This window comes from Bacillus sp. FSL M8-0049 (genome assembly GCF_038593355.1).
Classification (GTDB): domain Bacteria; phylum Bacillota; class Bacilli; order Bacillales; family Bacillaceae; genus Bacillus; species Bacillus safensis.
Window position 1 is genome coordinate 2,689,279 of sequence record NZ_CP151986.1, and the last position, 16,734, is coordinate 2,706,012.

General features: G+C 42.6%; 18 protein-coding genes and 1 riboswitch. Of the genes, 6 read left to right on the plus strand and 12 right to left on the minus strand.

Annotation, left to right across the window (positions count from 1 at the left end; genetic code table 11):
- Positions 1–50: 50 nt before the first annotated feature.
- Together asnB and metK are read right to left on the minus strand one after the other, a co-directional pair.
- Positions 51–1,949, minus strand: coding sequence for an asparagine synthase (glutamine-hydrolyzing) (asnB, locus tag NSU13_RS13835; protein WP_046312154.1), 1,899 nt, complete (start codon positions 1,947–1,949; stop codon positions 51–53).
- A 149-nt stretch (positions 1,950–2,098) separates the two neighbouring features.
- Complete coding sequence (gene metK / locus NSU13_RS13840; protein WP_024424909.1) at positions 2,099–3,301, minus strand: methionine adenosyltransferase; 1,203 nt, start codon at positions 3,299–3,301, stop codon at positions 2,099–2,101.
- Positions 3,302–3,496: 195 nt separating this feature from the next.
- Positions 3,497–3,631, minus strand: a riboswitch (SAM riboswitch).
- Between the two features lie 226 nt (positions 3,632–3,857).
- Here metK and pckA point away from each other — a divergent pair.
- Positions 3,858–5,444 carry a phosphoenolpyruvate carboxykinase (ATP) gene (pckA, locus tag NSU13_RS13845; RefSeq protein ID WP_024424910.1) on the plus strand — a complete coding sequence of 529 codons (1,587 nt, stop codon included), beginning with the start codon at positions 3,858–3,860 and terminating at the stop codon, positions 5,442–5,444.
- A 42-nt stretch (positions 5,445–5,486) separates the two neighbouring features.
- On the opposite strand, the gene NSU13_RS13850 is transcribed toward pckA, so the two are convergent.
- From NSU13_RS13850 to NSU13_RS13875, 6 genes are read right to left on the minus strand one after another with little or no spacing between them, the layout of a single operon-like run.
- Positions 5,487–5,729: a DUF2584 domain-containing protein gene (locus tag NSU13_RS13850; protein WP_025092385.1), complete on the minus strand. Its 243-nt coding sequence runs from the start codon at positions 5,727–5,729 to the stop codon at positions 5,487–5,489.
- A gap of 39 nt (positions 5,730–5,768) precedes the next feature.
- Positions 5,769–6,563 (minus strand): prolyl oligopeptidase family serine peptidase, encoded by a 795-nt coding sequence (locus tag NSU13_RS13855; RefSeq protein WP_342489572.1) that lies wholly within the window; start codon positions 6,561–6,563, stop codon positions 5,769–5,771.
- Between the two features lie 26 nt (positions 6,564–6,589).
- Positions 6,590–8,071, minus strand: coding sequence for a phytoene desaturase family protein (gene crtI / locus NSU13_RS13860; RefSeq protein WP_342489573.1), 1,482 nt, complete (start codon positions 8,069–8,071; stop codon positions 6,590–6,592).
- Positions 8,068–9,195 (minus strand): glycosyltransferase, encoded by a 1,128-nt coding sequence (locus NSU13_RS13865; protein ID WP_342489574.1) that lies wholly within the window; start codon positions 9,193–9,195, stop codon positions 8,068–8,070. Before NSU13_RS13865 ends, crtI begins: the two co-directional genes overlap by 4 nt.
- Entirely contained in the window at positions 9,180–9,926 is a 747-nt protein-coding gene (locus NSU13_RS13870) for a lysophospholipid acyltransferase family protein (protein WP_326149166.1), read from the minus strand. Before NSU13_RS13870 ends, NSU13_RS13865 begins: the two co-directional genes overlap by 16 nt.
- Positions 9,895–10,623 (minus strand): carotenoid biosynthesis protein, encoded by a 729-nt coding sequence (locus NSU13_RS13875; RefSeq protein ID WP_342489575.1) that lies wholly within the window; start codon positions 10,621–10,623, stop codon positions 9,895–9,897. Before NSU13_RS13875 ends, NSU13_RS13870 begins: the two co-directional genes overlap by 32 nt.
- Positions 10,624–10,797: 174 nt before the next feature.
- Between NSU13_RS13875 and NSU13_RS13880 the strand changes: the two genes are divergently transcribed.
- The 3 genes from NSU13_RS13880 to NSU13_RS13890 are packed head-to-tail and all read left to right on the plus strand — an operon-like array spanning position 10,798 to position 13,366.
- Positions 10,798–11,799 carry an ABC transporter substrate-binding protein gene (locus NSU13_RS13880; protein ID WP_202738706.1) on the plus strand — a complete coding sequence of 334 codons (1,002 nt, stop codon included), beginning with the start codon at positions 10,798–10,800 and terminating at the stop codon, positions 11,797–11,799.
- Between the two features lie 15 nt (positions 11,800–11,814).
- Positions 11,815–12,585 carry an ABC transporter ATP-binding protein gene (locus tag NSU13_RS13885; RefSeq protein ID WP_202738705.1) on the plus strand — a complete coding sequence of 257 codons (771 nt, stop codon included), beginning with the start codon at positions 11,815–11,817 and terminating at the stop codon, positions 12,583–12,585.
- Complete coding sequence (locus NSU13_RS13890; protein WP_024424919.1) at positions 12,572–13,366, plus strand: ABC transporter permease; 795 nt, start codon at positions 12,572–12,574, stop codon at positions 13,364–13,366. Before NSU13_RS13885 ends, NSU13_RS13890 begins: the two co-directional genes overlap by 14 nt.
- A 31-nt stretch (positions 13,367–13,397) precedes the next feature.
- Here the strand turns inward: NSU13_RS13890 and ytkD are convergent, their stop codons facing one another.
- Positions 13,398–13,874 carry an RNA deprotection pyrophosphohydrolase gene (gene ytkD / locus NSU13_RS13895; protein ID WP_034279403.1) on the minus strand — a complete coding sequence of 159 codons (477 nt, stop codon included), beginning with the start codon at positions 13,872–13,874 and terminating at the stop codon, positions 13,398–13,400.
- A 248-nt stretch (positions 13,875–14,122) separates the two neighbouring features.
- Here ytkD and NSU13_RS13900 point away from each other — a divergent pair, with 248 nt between their 5' ends.
- Positions 14,123–14,734, plus strand: a complete 612-nt coding sequence (locus tag NSU13_RS13900) for a TerD family protein (protein WP_046312174.1) — start codon at positions 14,123–14,125, stop codon at positions 14,732–14,734.
- Between the two features lie 22 nt (positions 14,735–14,756).
- Complete coding sequence (locus NSU13_RS13905) at positions 14,757–15,542, plus strand: AIM24 family protein (RefSeq protein WP_024424922.1); 786 nt, start codon at positions 14,757–14,759, stop codon at positions 15,540–15,542.
- Positions 15,543–15,570: 28 nt separating this feature from the next.
- Here NSU13_RS13905 and NSU13_RS13910 read toward each other — a convergent pair whose 3' ends face one another.
- From NSU13_RS13910 to NSU13_RS13920, 3 genes are all read right to left on the minus strand, one after another.
- The gene (locus tag NSU13_RS13910) at positions 15,571–15,879 is read right to left on the minus strand and encodes a hypothetical protein (protein ID WP_024425787.1); all 309 of its coding nucleotides are present in this window, start codon (positions 15,877–15,879) and stop codon (positions 15,571–15,573) included.
- Positions 15,880–15,922: 43 nt separating this feature from the next.
- Positions 15,923–16,327: a phage holin family protein gene (locus NSU13_RS13915; protein ID WP_034279395.1), complete on the minus strand. Its 405-nt coding sequence runs from the start codon at positions 16,325–16,327 to the stop codon at positions 15,923–15,925.
- A gap of 155 nt (positions 16,328–16,482) precedes the next feature.
- Positions 16,483–16,674, minus strand: a complete 192-nt coding sequence (locus tag NSU13_RS13920; RefSeq protein ID WP_024424925.1) for a hypothetical protein — start codon at positions 16,672–16,674, stop codon at positions 16,483–16,485.
- Between the last annotated feature and the right edge of the window lie 60 nt (positions 16,675–16,734).

Sequence of the window (16,734 nt, forward strand, 5' to 3'; positions counted from 1 at the left end):
TTTCTATCATGAAAAAAGGTTTTCAGCACAAAGCTGAAAACCCTTTTTCATTAACTAAAGATGACTTCTTTTGGTTGATGATTCAATTGCTCTGGATCAATACTGCGCTCAACATAAATGCTGTGCCAAATCATAAAGATCAGGACGGTCCAAATCTTACGGCTATGATCTGCTTTACCAGCACAATGTTCATTTAATAAATCAAGCACATACGCTTTGTTAATATATTCGTCAGTTTGACTGTTTTTAATGATGTCTTTCGCCCAAGCGTTCATCTCATTTTTCAGCCAATGACGAATTGGAACAGGGAAGCCCAGCTTCTTGCGGTTTAACACATGGTCAGGCACAATGCCTTCTGCTGCTTTACGCAATAAATATTTCGTTGTGCCATCTTTTGTTTTCAGCTCTTCTGGAATTTTAGAAGCCGCTTCAAATACGACCTTATCAAGGAAAGGAACGCGAAGCTCAAGAGAATTCGCCATTGTCATCTTATCTGCTTTCAGTAAGATGTCCCCGCGCATCCACGTATGAATGTCAACATATTGCATTTTGTTAATATCACTGTAGCCTGCACTTTCCTCGAAGTATGTCTTCGTCACATCACGATACGTAATGTTCGGATCATACTGCTTTAAGAGGTTTTTCTTTACTGGCTCTTCAAAGATTTTCGCATTACCGATATAACGTTCCTCTAATGGTGTACAGCCGCGGACGATAAAGCTTTTTCCTTTCATTCCTTCTGGCATTAAGCGCGCCAGACGAAGAAGAAGCTTTTTCAGCATAGATGGAACAGATTCAAATGGTTTAAGAGAAAGCGGCTCACGGTAAATATTATATCCACCGAACAGCTCGTCTGCTCCCTCACCAGAAAGAACGACCGTCACTTGTTTCTTCGCTTCCTTTGCCACGAAATACAATGGAATCGCCGCCGGATCAGCTAAAGGATCATCTAAATGCCAAACAATTTTCGGAAGCTCATTCATATATTCCTCAGGAGAAATTACCGCACTGAAGTTTTGTAAGCCCAGCTTATCAGCCGTTTCCTTCGCTACATCAACTTCACTAAAGCCATCCTGCTGGAAACCAACAGAAAACGTCTTCAGCTCAGGATGAAATTCCTTTGCAACAGATACGATGAAAGAAGAATCGATACCACCTGATAGGAATGAACCAACAGGAACATCACTTCTCATATGAACTTTCACAGAATCATAGATTGCATCGCGTACTTCTTCAATCAGCTTCTGTTCTTGTGTTTGCTCAGGCTTGAATTGAACTTTCCAGTAAGTCTTAAATTCAATCTCCTGTCCTGGGCGTAAAGTAAACTGATGACCTGGCTCTACTTTGTGCACCTTTTGATCAAGTGTATTTGGCTCAGGTACGAACTGGAATGACATGTATTGCTGCAAAGCAGTCTCATCAAATAAAATGTTCTCGTTCACTGCCATTAAGCTTTTGCGTTCAGACGCAAAGTACACTTGCTCATCCATTTGTGTAAAATAAAGCGGTTTGATGCCAAAAGGATCTCTTGCGCCATATAACAATTGCGCTTCTTTATCCCAAATTAAAAATGCAAACATACCGCGAAGCTTAGAAGCCGCTTCTTCTTTATAATGACGGTATGTAGCAAGAAGTACTTCCGTATCAGAATCTGTGCTGAACGTATAGCCTTTTTTCACAAGCTCTTCCTTCAGCTCCACATAGTTATAAATTTCTCCGTTGAAAATAATCCAATACTTTTCATCTTCATAAGAAAGCGGCTGCTTTCCGTGCTCAACATCTATAATACTTAAACGTCTAAATCCAAATCCTACATGCTCATCATGAAAGTAACCCTCATCATCCGGACCACGATGAACGATGAGACGATTCATTTGTTTAATTAGCTCTTCCTGTTCAGTAGTTTCGGACAATGGACGGTGATTAAATACACCAACAAACCCACACATATTATTGCCTCCACGTTATGTTATTTCTTAAAAGTAGACCTATAATTAGACAGTATTTTGTCCGATTTTGTTTCACATTTTTTCGCTTTTTGAAGATTTTTTTTTTAATCAAAAGGAAAACCGCTTAAAATAAGCGGTTTTTTATGTTGTTATTGTCCCAATGCTTCTTTGCGAAGTGTATCGGCTTTATCCGTTTTTTCCCACGGAAGATCTAAGTCGTGACGGCCGAAATGTCCGTATGCAGCTGTTTGTTTGTAGATCGGACGGCGCAGGTCAAGCATTTTAATAATGCCAGCTGGACGAAGATCAAAGTTTGCACGAACCACTTCAATTAATTTTTCTTCTGAAGCTTTTCCTGTCCCGAATGTATCAATTGAAATCGATACAGGCTGTGCTACACCAATTGCATAAGCAAGCTGTACTTCACAAGAATCTGCAAGGCCGGCAGCTACGATGTTTTTCGCTACGTAACGAGCAGCATATGCCGCAGAACGGTCAACCTTCGTTGCATCCTTACCTGAGAAAGCACCGCCGCCATGACGAGCGTATCCGCCATACGTATCAACGATGATTTTACGTCCAGTCAAACCAGCATCCCCTTGAGGTCCACCGATCACGAAACGGCCAGTTGGGTTAATGAAGTATTTTGTCTGTTCATCAATCAGTTCACTTGGAACGACAGGACTGATGACATGCTCTTTTAAGTCACTTTGAATTTGTTCAAGCGTCACTTCTGGTGCATGCTGCGTAGAAATAACCACTGTATCAATACGAACTGGTTTGTTTTGCTCATCATATTCAACTGTGACTTGTGTTTTTCCGTCTGGACGAAGGTATGCAAGTGTTTCATTCTTGCGTACTTCTGTTAAACGGCGAGATAATTTATGCGCTAGTGAAATTGGCAGCGGCATGAGCTCTTCGGTTTCGTTGTTGGCAAAACCAAACATCAATCCTTGGTCACCTGCACCAATCGCATCAATTTCTTCTTCAGTCATTGTTCCTTCACGTGCTTCAAGCGCTTTGTCTACACCTTGCGCAATATCAGCAGACTGTTCATCAATTGATGTAAGTACCGCACATGTTTCCGCATCAAAACCATATTTCGCACGTGTGTAGCCAATTTCCTTAATTGTGTCACGCACCGTCTTTGGAATATCGACATAAGTAGACGTTGTAATTTCACCGCTTACTAATACGAGACCGGTTGTAACAGAAGTTTCACAGGCAACACGTGCATTTGGATCTTTCTTTAAAATTTCATCCAAAATGCTGTCTGAAATTTGATCACAGATTTTATCCGGATGTCCTTCTGTCACTGATTCTGAAGTAAATAAACGACGATTTTGACTCATAATGGCTATTTCCTCCTGTACAAGACCACATCATCCCAAGATGAGGCCTCCAATATGATACGGAACTCGTTCCCTCTTATATTTGAAAACGTTTATATTAGAGATGTTATTGGCAATTTGTTCATATGATATCCCAAAAATAAAAAAACCATTTCCTTCATTGCGAGGAAAGGGTCTGAGATCGCATGCCTTTCACTCTTATCGCTCAAGGTGTTCTTGTACCTTGCATCAGGTTAGCACCTTGGTTTCTCAGCATTTTCATGCCTTTTAAATAAGAAACCGGTTGCTGGGCTTCATCGGGCCTGTCCCTCCACCAACTCGGGATAAGAGTATCCGTTCAATAAGATATCTTATCTTAAACCCTTGCGTCATGTCAATGCTTCATAAGAATTATCTCCCTCTTTTTTCTCCTCACCATTAGCATCACCAAAAAGCATATTTTCATAGCAGAAATGAAAAAACACACACAAAAATTTTTAAATAGTATAGACTATTATTATTAATGTGTTATACTAATCGAAACAAACAAATTCAACGGTAAAGGAAGGGTTTTTTTATGAACTCAGTGGATTTAAAAGAAGATTTGCAGTCATTGCTCTCATTAGAAAATACGCACCAAAATTTATCTGTTCCGAAACTTGTTGAAAAGATTTTGGCACGTAATGAAGGCGTTTTAACATCAACTGGAGCTGTCCGCGCTACAACTGGAGCCTACACAGGACGTTCGCCTAAAGATAAATTTATCGTCAAAGAAGAAAGCTCTGAACATAAAATCGATTGGGGTCAAGTCAACCAGCCGATCTCCAAAGAAGCATTTGACCGTTTATATACAAAGGTTGTGTCATACTTAAAAGAACGTGATGAACTATTCGTCTTTGAAGGATTTGCAGGCGCTGATGAAAGATATCGTATGCCGATTACAGTTGTAAACGAATTCGCATGGCACAATCTTTTTGCCAAGCAGCTATTTATCAGACCTGACGGGTCAACACCTTCTTCAAACGAAAAACCTTTCACCATCTTATCTGCACCGCACTTTAAAGCAGATCCTGCAACAGATGGCACAAACTCTGAAACGTTTATCATCGTTTCTTTTGAAAAACGCACGATTCTTATCGGTGGAACAGAATATGCAGGAGAAATGAAAAAGTCCATTTTCTCTGTGATGAACTACCTGCTTCCTGAGCAAGACATTTTATCCATGCACTGCTCAGCAAACGTAGGTCAAGAAGGCGATGTAGCCTTATTCTTCGGGCTTTCAGGTACTGGGAAAACGACGCTTTCTGCAAGCGCAAGCCGCAAGCTGATCGGAGACGATGAGCACGGCTGGTCTGGCACAGGGGTCTTCAATATCGAGGGCGGATGCTATGCGAAATGTGTGAACTTAAGTGAAGAAAAAGAACCTCAGATCTACAAAGCGATCAGCTTCGGATCAGTTCTTGAGAACGTTGTGCTTGATGAAGAAACACGTGAAGCGGATTATGATGATACCTTCTTTACTGAAAATACACGCGCTGCTTACCCAATCGAAATGATTGATAACATCGTGAAACCAAGTATCGCAGGACATCCATCTGCCATTGTCTTCTTAACAGCTGATGCGTTTGGCGTCTTACCTCCAATCAGCCGTTTAACAAAAGAGCAGGCAATGTACCATTTCTTGAGCGGGTACACAAGTAAATTAGCTGGAACTGAGCGCGGTGTCACATCACCTGAAACGACATTCTCTACTTGCTTCGGTTCACCATTCCTTCCGCTTCCAGCTCACGTCTATGCTGAAATGCTTGGCAAAAAGATTGATGAGCACGGTGCAAAAGTATTCCTTGTGAATACAGGCTGGACTGGCGGAGGCTACGGTACAGGCAAACGAATGAATCTCGCTCATACAAGAGCAATGGTGCAGGCAGCAATCGAAGGTGACCTTGACAATGCCGAGATGATTACTGATGACATCTTTGGCTTACACATCCCGCTTCATATTCCTGGTGTACCAGATGAAGTGCTTCAACCTGCTAAAACATGGGATGACCAAGAGGCTTATCAAGAAAAAGCACACTTCCTTGCCAATGAATTTAAAAAGAACTTCCAAAAATTCAGCCACGCGGCAAGTGACATTGAAGCCAAAGGCGGTCCACTCGTATAACCAAATGAAAAAAGCTGAGGAGAATAAAATCCCTCAGCTTTTTTAGTTTGTTGAATGCAATGACACAAGACGGTACGTCACCTTCGTGACATTGTCTGTCAGTTCCAGCTTTTCAACATGTGCTGTCCCTGTTTTTTCTCCGTCTTTCGTTTTGCGCACCTCAAGTGGAATATTTAATGGATAAATGCGGTATCCATCCTTCATGAGTTCAAATACATTTTCTTCAATTCTTGTCTCTTTTCCCTTTGTGACAATCATTGTATTAAATTCAACAGGCATTCCCATAATGAAAATCCCCCTACTTTCTATATTTCGTTATACTGCTTATTTTACCACATTTCCGCTTTTTCGGCTGTGCATCCATGTAGTCAGCCTTCTCACAATTTCTCGATTATGCTGCGGCGGGAAATAGTGGTTGTATCCGTGGAAATACCACGTCTCCACGGACTTTCCGTGCTGGCGCAGCGCATCTTCTAACAAATACGCATGCTCAATCGATACATTTTGATCCTCTTCTCCGTGGATGATAAGGACAGGTGCTTCAATTTTGTCCACATCATTTAAAGGGGTTCTGTTCTCATATGCCTCTGGCACCTTATGCGGCGGACCGCCAATCACACGTTTCATCATCCGTCTCATATCCACACGCTCTTCATAAGTCAGTTTCATGTCACTGACGCCTCCCCATGTGACAAAGGAAGCTGCCTCCTGTTTCATTTCAACAGCGGTCCAGATGCCCATAATACCTCCTCGCGAAAAACCAAAAATATGAATGCGGTCCTTCTTCACTTTTTTGTGCTGTTTTAACAGCTGAAAGGCAGCGAACGCATCTTTTCGATCTTCTCCGGCAAAATCTTCGTTCCCTTCGCCTCCCTGGTTTCCCCGGTAAAAGGGAGCAAAGACGACAAAGCCCTGTGCGGCAAATTGCACAATCCGGCCAGGTCTGACCATCCCCACATTTTTAATGCCGCCTCGTAAATACAAAAAGCCGTCGTAGAAACCTTCCCCGGCTGGTTCAGCGAGCAGGCCTTTCATCCGAAGTCCATCTGCCTCATAGGTCACTGTATATAAGTGAATATGCGGATGGGGCGACGGAAACCTTCTTTTTTCCACAAACACTCGATTTCTCTCCTTTTCACCTTTGATTACGTCCATTGCTTCAATATCGCTTCTGCGACAAGCTGGCCTGATTTTGTCACCATCGGCGTGCCGCCGCCTGGATGACTTGTTCCACCAACAAACCAAAGTCCTTCAATGTCCTTTGACTGATTATTGATGCGAAAGAATGCCTGTTTGAACGAGTTTGAAGACATGCCATAAATGGCTCCACGATATGCCCCCGTTTTCTGCTGCAGATCGAGCGGGGTTTGAACCGCTTCATATTCGATAAGCTCATCCAAATCAAAAAGACCTTTTTCCATTAATTTGTTTTTTACATGCTGACGATATGTCTCCTTTAGCATGTCCCAATCTTGCTCTTTTGTCACATAAGGTGCATTGGCCAGTACAAACAGGTTGCTTCTTCCCGGTCCTCCGCTTAAAGCTGGTTCTGAATGGCCTGAATAGCATATGTATAGCGCCGGGTCTTGAGGCAATTGTTTTTTCTGAAAAATATCCTTGAATTCTTGCTCATAATCCTCAGGGAAAAACACATTGTGATGGACCAGCTGTTCATAGACTTTAGGTAGCCCTAATAAGAGAACAAAGCCCGACAACGACGGTTCAATGCCAGACAGTTTTTGATTTAAAAAACGAGGACGGTCTTTTTCATCTATGAGATGACGGTATACAGTCAGCGCATCTGCTCCTGCAATGACTTGATCTGCCTCATACATCTGCTGATCCGTCTCAACTCCTTTGATCCGCCGATCCTTCACATGAATCTTGTTCACTCGTTCATTGAGGTAAATCTGAACGCCTAATTCTTTTGCCAGTGTCTCAAATGCCTCAACTAGACGATATGTACCGCCCTGTATTCCATAAATCCCTTTCTCTCCTTCTAAATATGCCATCATGTTAAAAATAGCCGGCGCCTCGTAGGGAGAAGAGCCAATATAAGTGGCATATCGTCCAAACATCGCCAATGTATGGGGGTGACGGAAATATTGACGCAGCAGGCGCTGAACCGATGTGAATGGTTTGACAGCGAGAAGTGCTTTCATCAGCTTTACATCCGCCTTATCCTTCCAGCTCAATAACAAACGATTTAAAAACTGCTCCTCTGCCTTTTGAAAAAGCGTCTTTGATTCCTGCAAAAATGCGCGGTATTGCTTCGCATCTTCAGGACTGAATGCAGCAATTTGTGATTCCATTTGCTCAATATTCGGCGTAAACTCGACCGTATGGCCATCTGAAAAAATATTTTTGGTCAGCGGAGAAATCGGATAAAAGGTCACATAATCCTCCATCCGTCTATGACAGGCTGTAAACACTTCTTCAAAATAGGCCTTCATTGTAATGGTACTCGGTCCTAAATCAAAAGAGTAGCCTGCCTCGTGATGGCGCTGCAATTTCCCGCCTAAAGCCGCTTCTTTTTCTAAAATGGTGACCTGAACCCCGCGTGACTGTAGACGGATCGCGGCTGATAATCCGCCAAGTCCGCCGCCGATGATGATCACTTTTTTCATTCGTACCTTCTCCCTTTCCATTCATACCCTTCTTTTTTCAGACCGATTTTCATAGAAGCAAAGCCAATGGCGATCAGGCTTAAAATACTGACCGGCAATAAAAAAGCCATCGCAGATGTCCTCCCATTTTCAGTATCTATTGCCGCTTTAATCGACACACCCAGCCCATAACAAAGAATCGCTAAGCATATGCTCAAAACATCCAGCTGAAACAATGCGATCATGAAACAAATGACAGGAACCAAATAAAGGAGGGTGTATAAACAAAAGACACTGCTTAACAAAACAATGCTTCGATTCACACCTGGGAATAAATTTTTCCGGTAACCTTCCCAAACCTCTTGTCCACTTTCATACATTCTCATATACACAAATGGATGAATGCTTGCAAGTGTGAACGGAAAGCCTTTTTTCTTCACCCGCCTAGCCAAGGCCATATCATCAACGAGTGAATCCTTAATCGCTTCATGCCCGCCAATGTCGTGATAACAATTCTTTTCAATGGCCATAAAACCGCCATGTGCTGCGGCAAAAGCGGGGTTCTTAGATTTTCTTACCCATTTCACTGGCAGATGACAGCCAATGGTAAACATCATCATAGGAACGACAAGATGCTCAAAAAATGTACCTGTTTTTTGTTCTGGAAAACCTGACAGCATGCCCGTTTTTTGCATACATAACTGCTTGTATACTGATTCAACTGCCCCTTTTTTTAACCGGACATCCGCATCTAAAAATAGCAGCCAGTCAGAATCTGCTGCCTCTGCGAGCTGAGAACAGGCATATGATTTACCAAGCCAGCCCCGCTTTAATGGCTGACCTGACTGGACTCGGATCCACGGATATGTTTCTGCGAATCGCTCTACCAGCGCTCGTGTCTGATCTGTCGAATGGTCATCAAGGACGATGAGCTCTTTCGGGTAAAGACGTTGATCAACGATCGACTGAAGACAGGCTTCTATTCGTTTTTCCTCATTTCTCGCTGGAATCAGAATTGATAACGAAATAGGTTCACCCGGCGAAAAGGGTGCTGGCTTTAAAACAGGAAGATGCCTCATATTCCATATGGTGAAAATAAACTGACAGAGCAAGAGTACACTGATTACGGTTAAGAAGACCACCATGTTTTCACCCACTTTTTAAAGGAATCAAACGCATCACTTGTTGATTGACTTGTCCTTGTCATCTGTCTAAATTCTTGATTAGTTGAAAAATCAGGATCTGCGATGACCTGTGCTTGATGTGTATTTAGCTGCGTTTCAAGCAGATCTCTAAGCAGATGCGTCACGTCCTTGCTTCGAAATTCTCCGCCAGATACTAAGGTATCTTCACCAAACACAGCAGATACTGTCGGCTTTTGAAATTGATTAAATGTATAATGCAAGGTCACAGGCTTCACCACGACTTGCTCAAATTGTCTCACTAAAAATGAAGCCCCGCCCTCCAATTCAAGCGGCCGCATATCCTGATGCATGATTTTCCCCTGTGGAAAAAGCCATACAGCCCTGCCAGCCTGCATGTTCTCTTTTGCCGTCATTAATGCTTGCTTCACACTTTTCAGATTCTCTTTCTGAACCGGAAAGGCACCAAGCTTTCGGAAAAAGGCATATTGCTTCAGCTGTTTCTCCTCCATCATCATATAGTGATCGAGTTCGGACGCTTTTTCTGTTAAAAGAAAGATGATCAGTCCATCCCACCATGAGCTATGATTGGCGATATAAAGAACAGGCAGCTTCTCGTTTGGATCCACAGTGCCTTTCATCATCACGCAGCGGAAATGTTTATGAAGTAAATACCGCTCAAGATAAAGAGAAAATATACGTCTAAACGATCGGCTTTTGTCGCTTTCTTTCAAATTGAACCCTTCCTTCACACAAAATAACAATGATCAGTGCTAAATAAAAAATGACATCGAGCCCGCCCTTTAATGCCAGCACACCAAAAAAGAACACCATTGCCTGATAAATACGGCTCGTCCAGCTCAGAGCCTTTTGATCAATCTGAACAAGTGGGAAGAGAAAGGAAAGTCCTGCTCCAATCATACCCCAGCTCACAAAATTCTCAAAAGGAATACCATAAAAAGCGCCGCCGTCATACCACACCCAAAATTTCCGTTCAGCCGCTACTGGGTCTAATATGAGGTCAAGCAAGACAATCCATATCCCCGTTTCGACTGCTCGTTTCCATTTCGACTGCTGATTGGATAAAAAAAGGCTGTTTAAAAACACACCAACCCATGCAAAAGCAATGGTTAAAGGCACCCCTCCCACTAGAAAACCTAACGTCGGATAATAGTCATAGGCCCCAAAAGGAAAACCGGTTGTGATCCCAACCCATTCAACCGTAAATGTCAGCACCCCGACAACGGCTGCCCTTTTGATCACACCCCCCCATGCCCCATAAATATTTCGCCCAATCTCTATCACACAGCAGGCATACAGCACAAGGAAAATGCCATTTGCAAACTGAAGCCATGCTGGCACTTCAAAAGAGACCATTAATATGAGCCCTACTAAATACCATCCAAGAAATACCCAACTCACTCTATACACGAAACCGCCCCTTTATTTCTTCCAAATTCAAGAAAGTATTCATGCTTCTAGTATAGAAAAAAAGACACGTTCTATAAATAAACAATGCGCTTCTTATTTTCATCTAGGCACTCACCAAAAATCCCTTTTGACATACTTTAATTAGTGATCTAGAACAAAGGAGGCGAATTACTCTTGAATCGTTCCATCAAAGTCAGACTGGCATTCATCGTCGTTGTCCTGCTCTTTATTCCATTTGTCGCCTGTAAAAAAGAACAAGAGCAGACCGTACAAGTAGCCGAGGTGACCCATTCGGTTTTTTATGCTCCGCTATATGTTGCCTTATCTGAGGATTTCTTCAAAGAAGAAGGGCTAGAGGTTGAATTAAAAACGACTTGGGGCGGTGATAAAACGATGACAGCTCTCTTATCCGGCGGTGCAGATATCGCCCTGACCGGATCTGAATCCTCTATCTATGTAGAGGCTCAAGACACAAAAGACTCTGTCATCAACTTTGCACAGCTGACACAAACAGACGGTACATTTCTTGTTTCAAGGGAGAAAGTGAGCGAATTCTCTTGGGATCAATTAAAAGGAAAAGACTTTCTTGGACAGCGGAAAGGCGGCATGCCGCAAATGGTCGGTGAATATGTCCTGAAAAAGGAAGGCATTGATGTAAAAAAGGATCTCCGCATGATTCAAAATATTGATTTTGCCAACATTTCAGGCGCTTTCTCCTCTGGAACTGGCGATTTTGTGCAGTTATTCGAACCGACAGCATCCTTAATTGAAAAAGAAGGCAAAGGGTACATTACCGCCTCCTTTGGAGAGGCTTCCGGAAAGGTGCCGTATACCACCTTCATGGCAAAGAAGAGTTACTTAGAGGAAAACAAAGAGACAGCTGAAGCCTTCACTCGCGCCATTTACAAAGCGCAGAAATGGGTAGAAGCCAAGCAGCCGGAGGAGATTGCCAAAACCATTCAATCTCATTTTCCTGACACAGAACTTGATGTTTTATCAACTGCCATTAAACGCTACAAACAGCAGGACTCCTATGCAGCAGATCCCCTTCTGAATGAAGAGGAATGGAACAAATTGCAGGAAATCATGAAGGAGAGCGATGAATTGCCGAAATTTATCCCGTACAAACAACTTGTCGATTCATCCATTGCAAAGAAGGTCACAGAACACAAATAGAATAGGAGGTAGCACATGTCTTTCCTTCAAATTGACCATGTGACCCACACGTACTTCTCTTTAAAAGAAAAAACAACGGCCATACAGCACATCAATATGGAGATAGACCAAGGAGAATTTATCTCATTTATTGGTCCCAGCGGCTGCGGAAAAACCACCCTGCTGTCTATCATTGCAGGAATAACGCCGCCTTCTGAAGGCCGAATTTTAATCGAAGGAAAAGAACCGAATCAAAAAGAGCATCAAATCGGCTACATGCTCCAGCAAGATTATTTGTTTCCTTGGAAAACCATCAAGGAAAATATCATTCTCGGGTTAAAAATTACCAAGCAAGATTCACATGAAGCCACCTCCGCCGCTCTTGGCTTACTGCCTAAGCTTGGCCTTCATGATGTAGAGGAAAAATACCCGAAGGAGCTGTCAGGCGGTATGAGGCAGCGTGCGGCTCTCGCCCGAACGCTTGCAGTGAATCCCGGTCTGCTTTTACTAGATGAACCCTTTTCAGCTCTAGACTATCAAACCAAACTCACTTTAGAGGATCTCGTCTTTCATACACTCAAAAACTATCAAAAAACAGCGGTCCTTGTGACACATGACATTGGCGAAGCCATTGCGATGAGTGACCGCATTTTCTTATTCTCTAAGCATCCTGGCTCAATCAAGCGAATTTTTACCGTTCCAGATGATCTTAGGATTCTTTCTCCTTTCGAAGCAAGACAGACCCAGAGTTTCCAAGAGCTCTTTCAAACGATTTGGAAGGAGCTGAAAACCGTTGAAACACAGTGACCTTTTACATGAAGCCTATCGCAAAAAATACCGAATGGAAAAACGCATGACCCGAATCTATCAGTTCATTATTTTCGCCAGCTTCTTTTCGCTTTGGGAGCTTGCCAGTCATTTTCGTCTTATCGATCCACTGATATTTAGTTCACCATCAGCAGTCTGCCAATTGTTTGTACAAAAAATATCCGATGGATCTTTAATGAATCATATGAGTATTACATTATTTGAAACGGTGCTCGGATTTCTACTCGGTACCTTTTGCGGCATTTTGCTCGCTGCCGCCTTATGGTGGTCCACCCGCCTGGCAAACGTTCTTGATCCTTATTTAGTCATTTTAAATGCCATGCCAAAAGTTGCCCTCGCCCCGATTTTAATTGTTGCCCTTGGGCCTGGCATGATCAGCATCGTTGCCATGGGCGCAATCATTAGTGTAATCATTACGACGATCGTCATATATACAGCCTTTCAAGAGGTCGATGAGAATTATTTAAAGGTGATGAAAACCTTTGGTGCGAAAAAAAGCGTCGTCTTTCGCGAGGTCATTTTGCCAGCTAGTATTCCAACGATGATTTCTGCGATCAAAGTCAATGTCGGCCTTTCTTGGGTTGGGGTTATCGTAGGGGAATTTCTTGTTTCCTCAAAAGGGCTCGGCTACATGATCATTTACGGTTTTCAAGTCTTCAACTTTACACTCGTGTTCTTAAGTCTTTTCATTATTGCCGTATTTGCGACCATCATGTACCAGCTTGTGGAATGGCTCGAACGCCGTTTTCTTCAAAAATAAAAAGCACAGGGATTGTCACCCTGCGCTTTTTTTAACGAATCAAACCGTTCTTTTCTAAATAAGCAAGACTTCGTCTTAACACATCATCTTTCATAATAAAACTGAAATTCTTATTTTTTGCGATGGATCTTGGCAAGTCTGCGAAAAGAACGGGTCCTTTCGTTTCAAAATACGTGTCTTGCTTCACTAGCTTTTCAATATCAGCGAAATAAATATTCTTGACAATGACCTTTTCTCTGCCCAGCACCTGATATTGACCAATATACGTTAATTCACGAACAACAGCACCCGTCTCTTCTTGAATCTCCCGTATAGCGGCTTGGTCTGCTTCTTCATCCGGCTCAACTTTCCCTCCTGGAAACTCATAGCCCCGATCCTCATGTTCAGTGAGCAGCCATTTCCCTTGGTAGCGGCAGATGGCCCAAACATGCTTAGGATGACTTGAAAAAGGCTTCTCCTCAAAAGAGAGCTTGACCGTATTATGATAATAGTCTTTAAATACATGCATGTGAAATCCCTCATATCCTGTCCTTGCTTCTTGTAAAACATCATACCACAGATCACATTTATCTGAAGAATTTTTATCAAAAGTGAAACAAACGAGTGGTTCCAACTCGTCTTTATCTAAAATGAGGTATTGTTTCTAAAACCTTTTTATCATCTCCAACTTCACCCAATTTTAATCATGAAACCTTTTATCCCTATATGACGTAAATGAATCAGTGTTTGTCCTATGACAACGAGGAGGAAATCAGCATGAGTATAAAAAATGGGTCAAAACAAAACGCACCCCATGAGGTGATCAAGAAACACCTCGTGAAAGGGCAAAAGTTAGATTTAACAAAAGACAATCCAGCGGTCGACCAAATTCATATCGGGCTTGGCTGGGACCTTGCTGGTCAGCCAATTGATTTAGATACGCAAGTGTTTCTTTTAAATGAAGAGGACAAGCTGTTGTCTCCTAAGCATCTGATCTATTATCACCAGCAGCAAAGCTTAGATGGAGCTGTGCGTCATCTTGGTGATCATCAATTTGGCGGAGGGTATCGAGACAATGAAATGATTATTATGCAATTAAGCAGAGTCTCACCTGATATTCATAAAATTGTCGTCACAGCCACGATACATGATGCACACGAACGCCAGCATCATTTTGGACAAGTCACCAATGCCTACGTGCGACTTACGGATCAAATCTCGCAGCAAGAGATTTGTACCTTTCAGTTAACAGAGGATTATTCGTATTGTACATCCATTATATGCGCTGAACTCACAAGAGATCAGGAGGAATGGAAAATCACCGCGACCGGGCAAGGGACTACTCTAGATTTAAATGATTTATGCCGCATCTACGGATTTACATCTTGACGCAGGAAAGGAGCCGGCACCTATGGGATTTCATTTCAACACAATAGAAGAACTTACCTTACAAGCAGAAGGCAGCGGAATCTTTTTTGCCAAAAAAGGCGCCATGATTGCGGATCAAGGAAGTTTCCAATACCGCAAGCGATTACTTGGAACGAATAAAGGAAATATGGTCAGCCAAGTATTTAACCATATCAGCAGGAAATTCACAGGGGAGAACCTTGAGATGATGGAAGTGAGTGGACAAGGTACTTGCTACTTGGCGGATGCAAGCGAGCATGTAACAGTGATTAACCTTGAGCCAAGCGGTCCTTGGCAGCATGTAAGTGTAGAAAGTGAAGATTTACTTGCCTTTACTGAGGAATGCCATTACGGCGTCACACCAGTAGGCGTTGGTATTTTATCACAGAAAGGACTGTTTACATCAAAACTCTCTTATCAAGGGCACGGAGCGCAAGTCGCCATCAAAACGAATGGAAATCCGCTCATTTTAAAAGCCCCCTGCCGTGTAGACCCTGACGCAATTGTTGCTTGGACAGGCAAAGCACCGAAGGTCAAACTAGATGTGAACTGGAAGACTTTCATTGGACAAACATCTGGCGAATCCTACTTATTTGAGTTCCAGGAACAAGATCAAATCGTCATTATCCAGCCATCTGAGCGCACATCTGGGTTACGGGTGGGCTTAGATGATAATCGCTACAAACCTCAGAGCCAGAGCTCCTCTCATGAGTTCACCAATTCACAGCAAGAAAATAGAGGCGGCGGGATCAGCGATTTGATCGGAGGCATTTTACAACCGCGAAAATAAAGCATGTAGAGAATCTCTACATGCTTTTTCAATTCATCAAACCATTTGTCTCAATAAAGCTCCTTGTCTCTTCATTGCCGAGCTCATAAATCATTGTGTAAATCTCTTTTCTTTTTCTATCCATTTCATCATTTGGACTATCATAATGATATTCAAGAAACGGAACATGCGCCCGAAAGAAGCCTTTCCAATCTGTCATATACTGTTCATCGAAATAGTCTCTCAGCTGCAAAATTTGATCATCATCTGCTTCTATTTGAAATTGCCAAGCCGCTGCATCTCTATGCTGCGATATCGATCCATCTTGTACGGATACATAGTACGTGTGTCTCGCCATCTGAATCATCCTTTTTCCTTTAGTATGACCAGATATGAGGAAATTACGGCTTTTTGCGCAATTTATTTTTCAACATGTCCAATACATCAATAAACAACTGTGGAATGGGAACTCCAAGGGCTCTGGCTGTCGAGACGATTTGGTAAGATTCATAAATAATATAAAAGATGATCGCTAAATCCTTAATCGTCCCATTTGTCTTCAGCATGACATCGAAGAAATGCGCCATCGATATTAAGGAGACTGTCACGATCTTTCGAACAAGCCGCGTAAAAAACCGCTTCATTGTGAGCTGCCCAGTCAAAGATTCTCTTAGGCTTGAACAAATTAATTCAATAGCCATCAACGTCACTAAAATCATCAGTAAATATCCTGCTCCACCAAACAGAAAGCCCATCGCCGACAAACTCACTGTAACCAACGAAAAGATGCCTAAATCCTTGCTCACTTGGCATCAACATCCTTTCAAAGTGGAACTCCTTACCTCAATAGTATATGCCGAATTCTCGCAATAGCTTGGACGACAAAAAATAAAGGCGCTGTTATGTCCTCAGGGAGACGAATGAAACCAAAAAAAGCCGCCCCATGAGGCGGCTTCTCTTTTTAGACTCTGACATCAATAAATGAAGCATCTGAATCCTTTGGCTGAACAGCTTGAGGCTGCTGCTGCACTTGATCCAGCATCACCATAGCTTGTGCTGTATTCGTAGCAAGCTGTGAATTCAACAAACTAATATTGAGTGTCTTTTGAATGCTCGCTACTTGCTGACTCATCATTCCTGCAATAGAAGACATCTTCTTCCCTCCCTTCTCTTTTCTCTTCGGCTGAAAGCCCTATGATTTCAATGGGCTGTC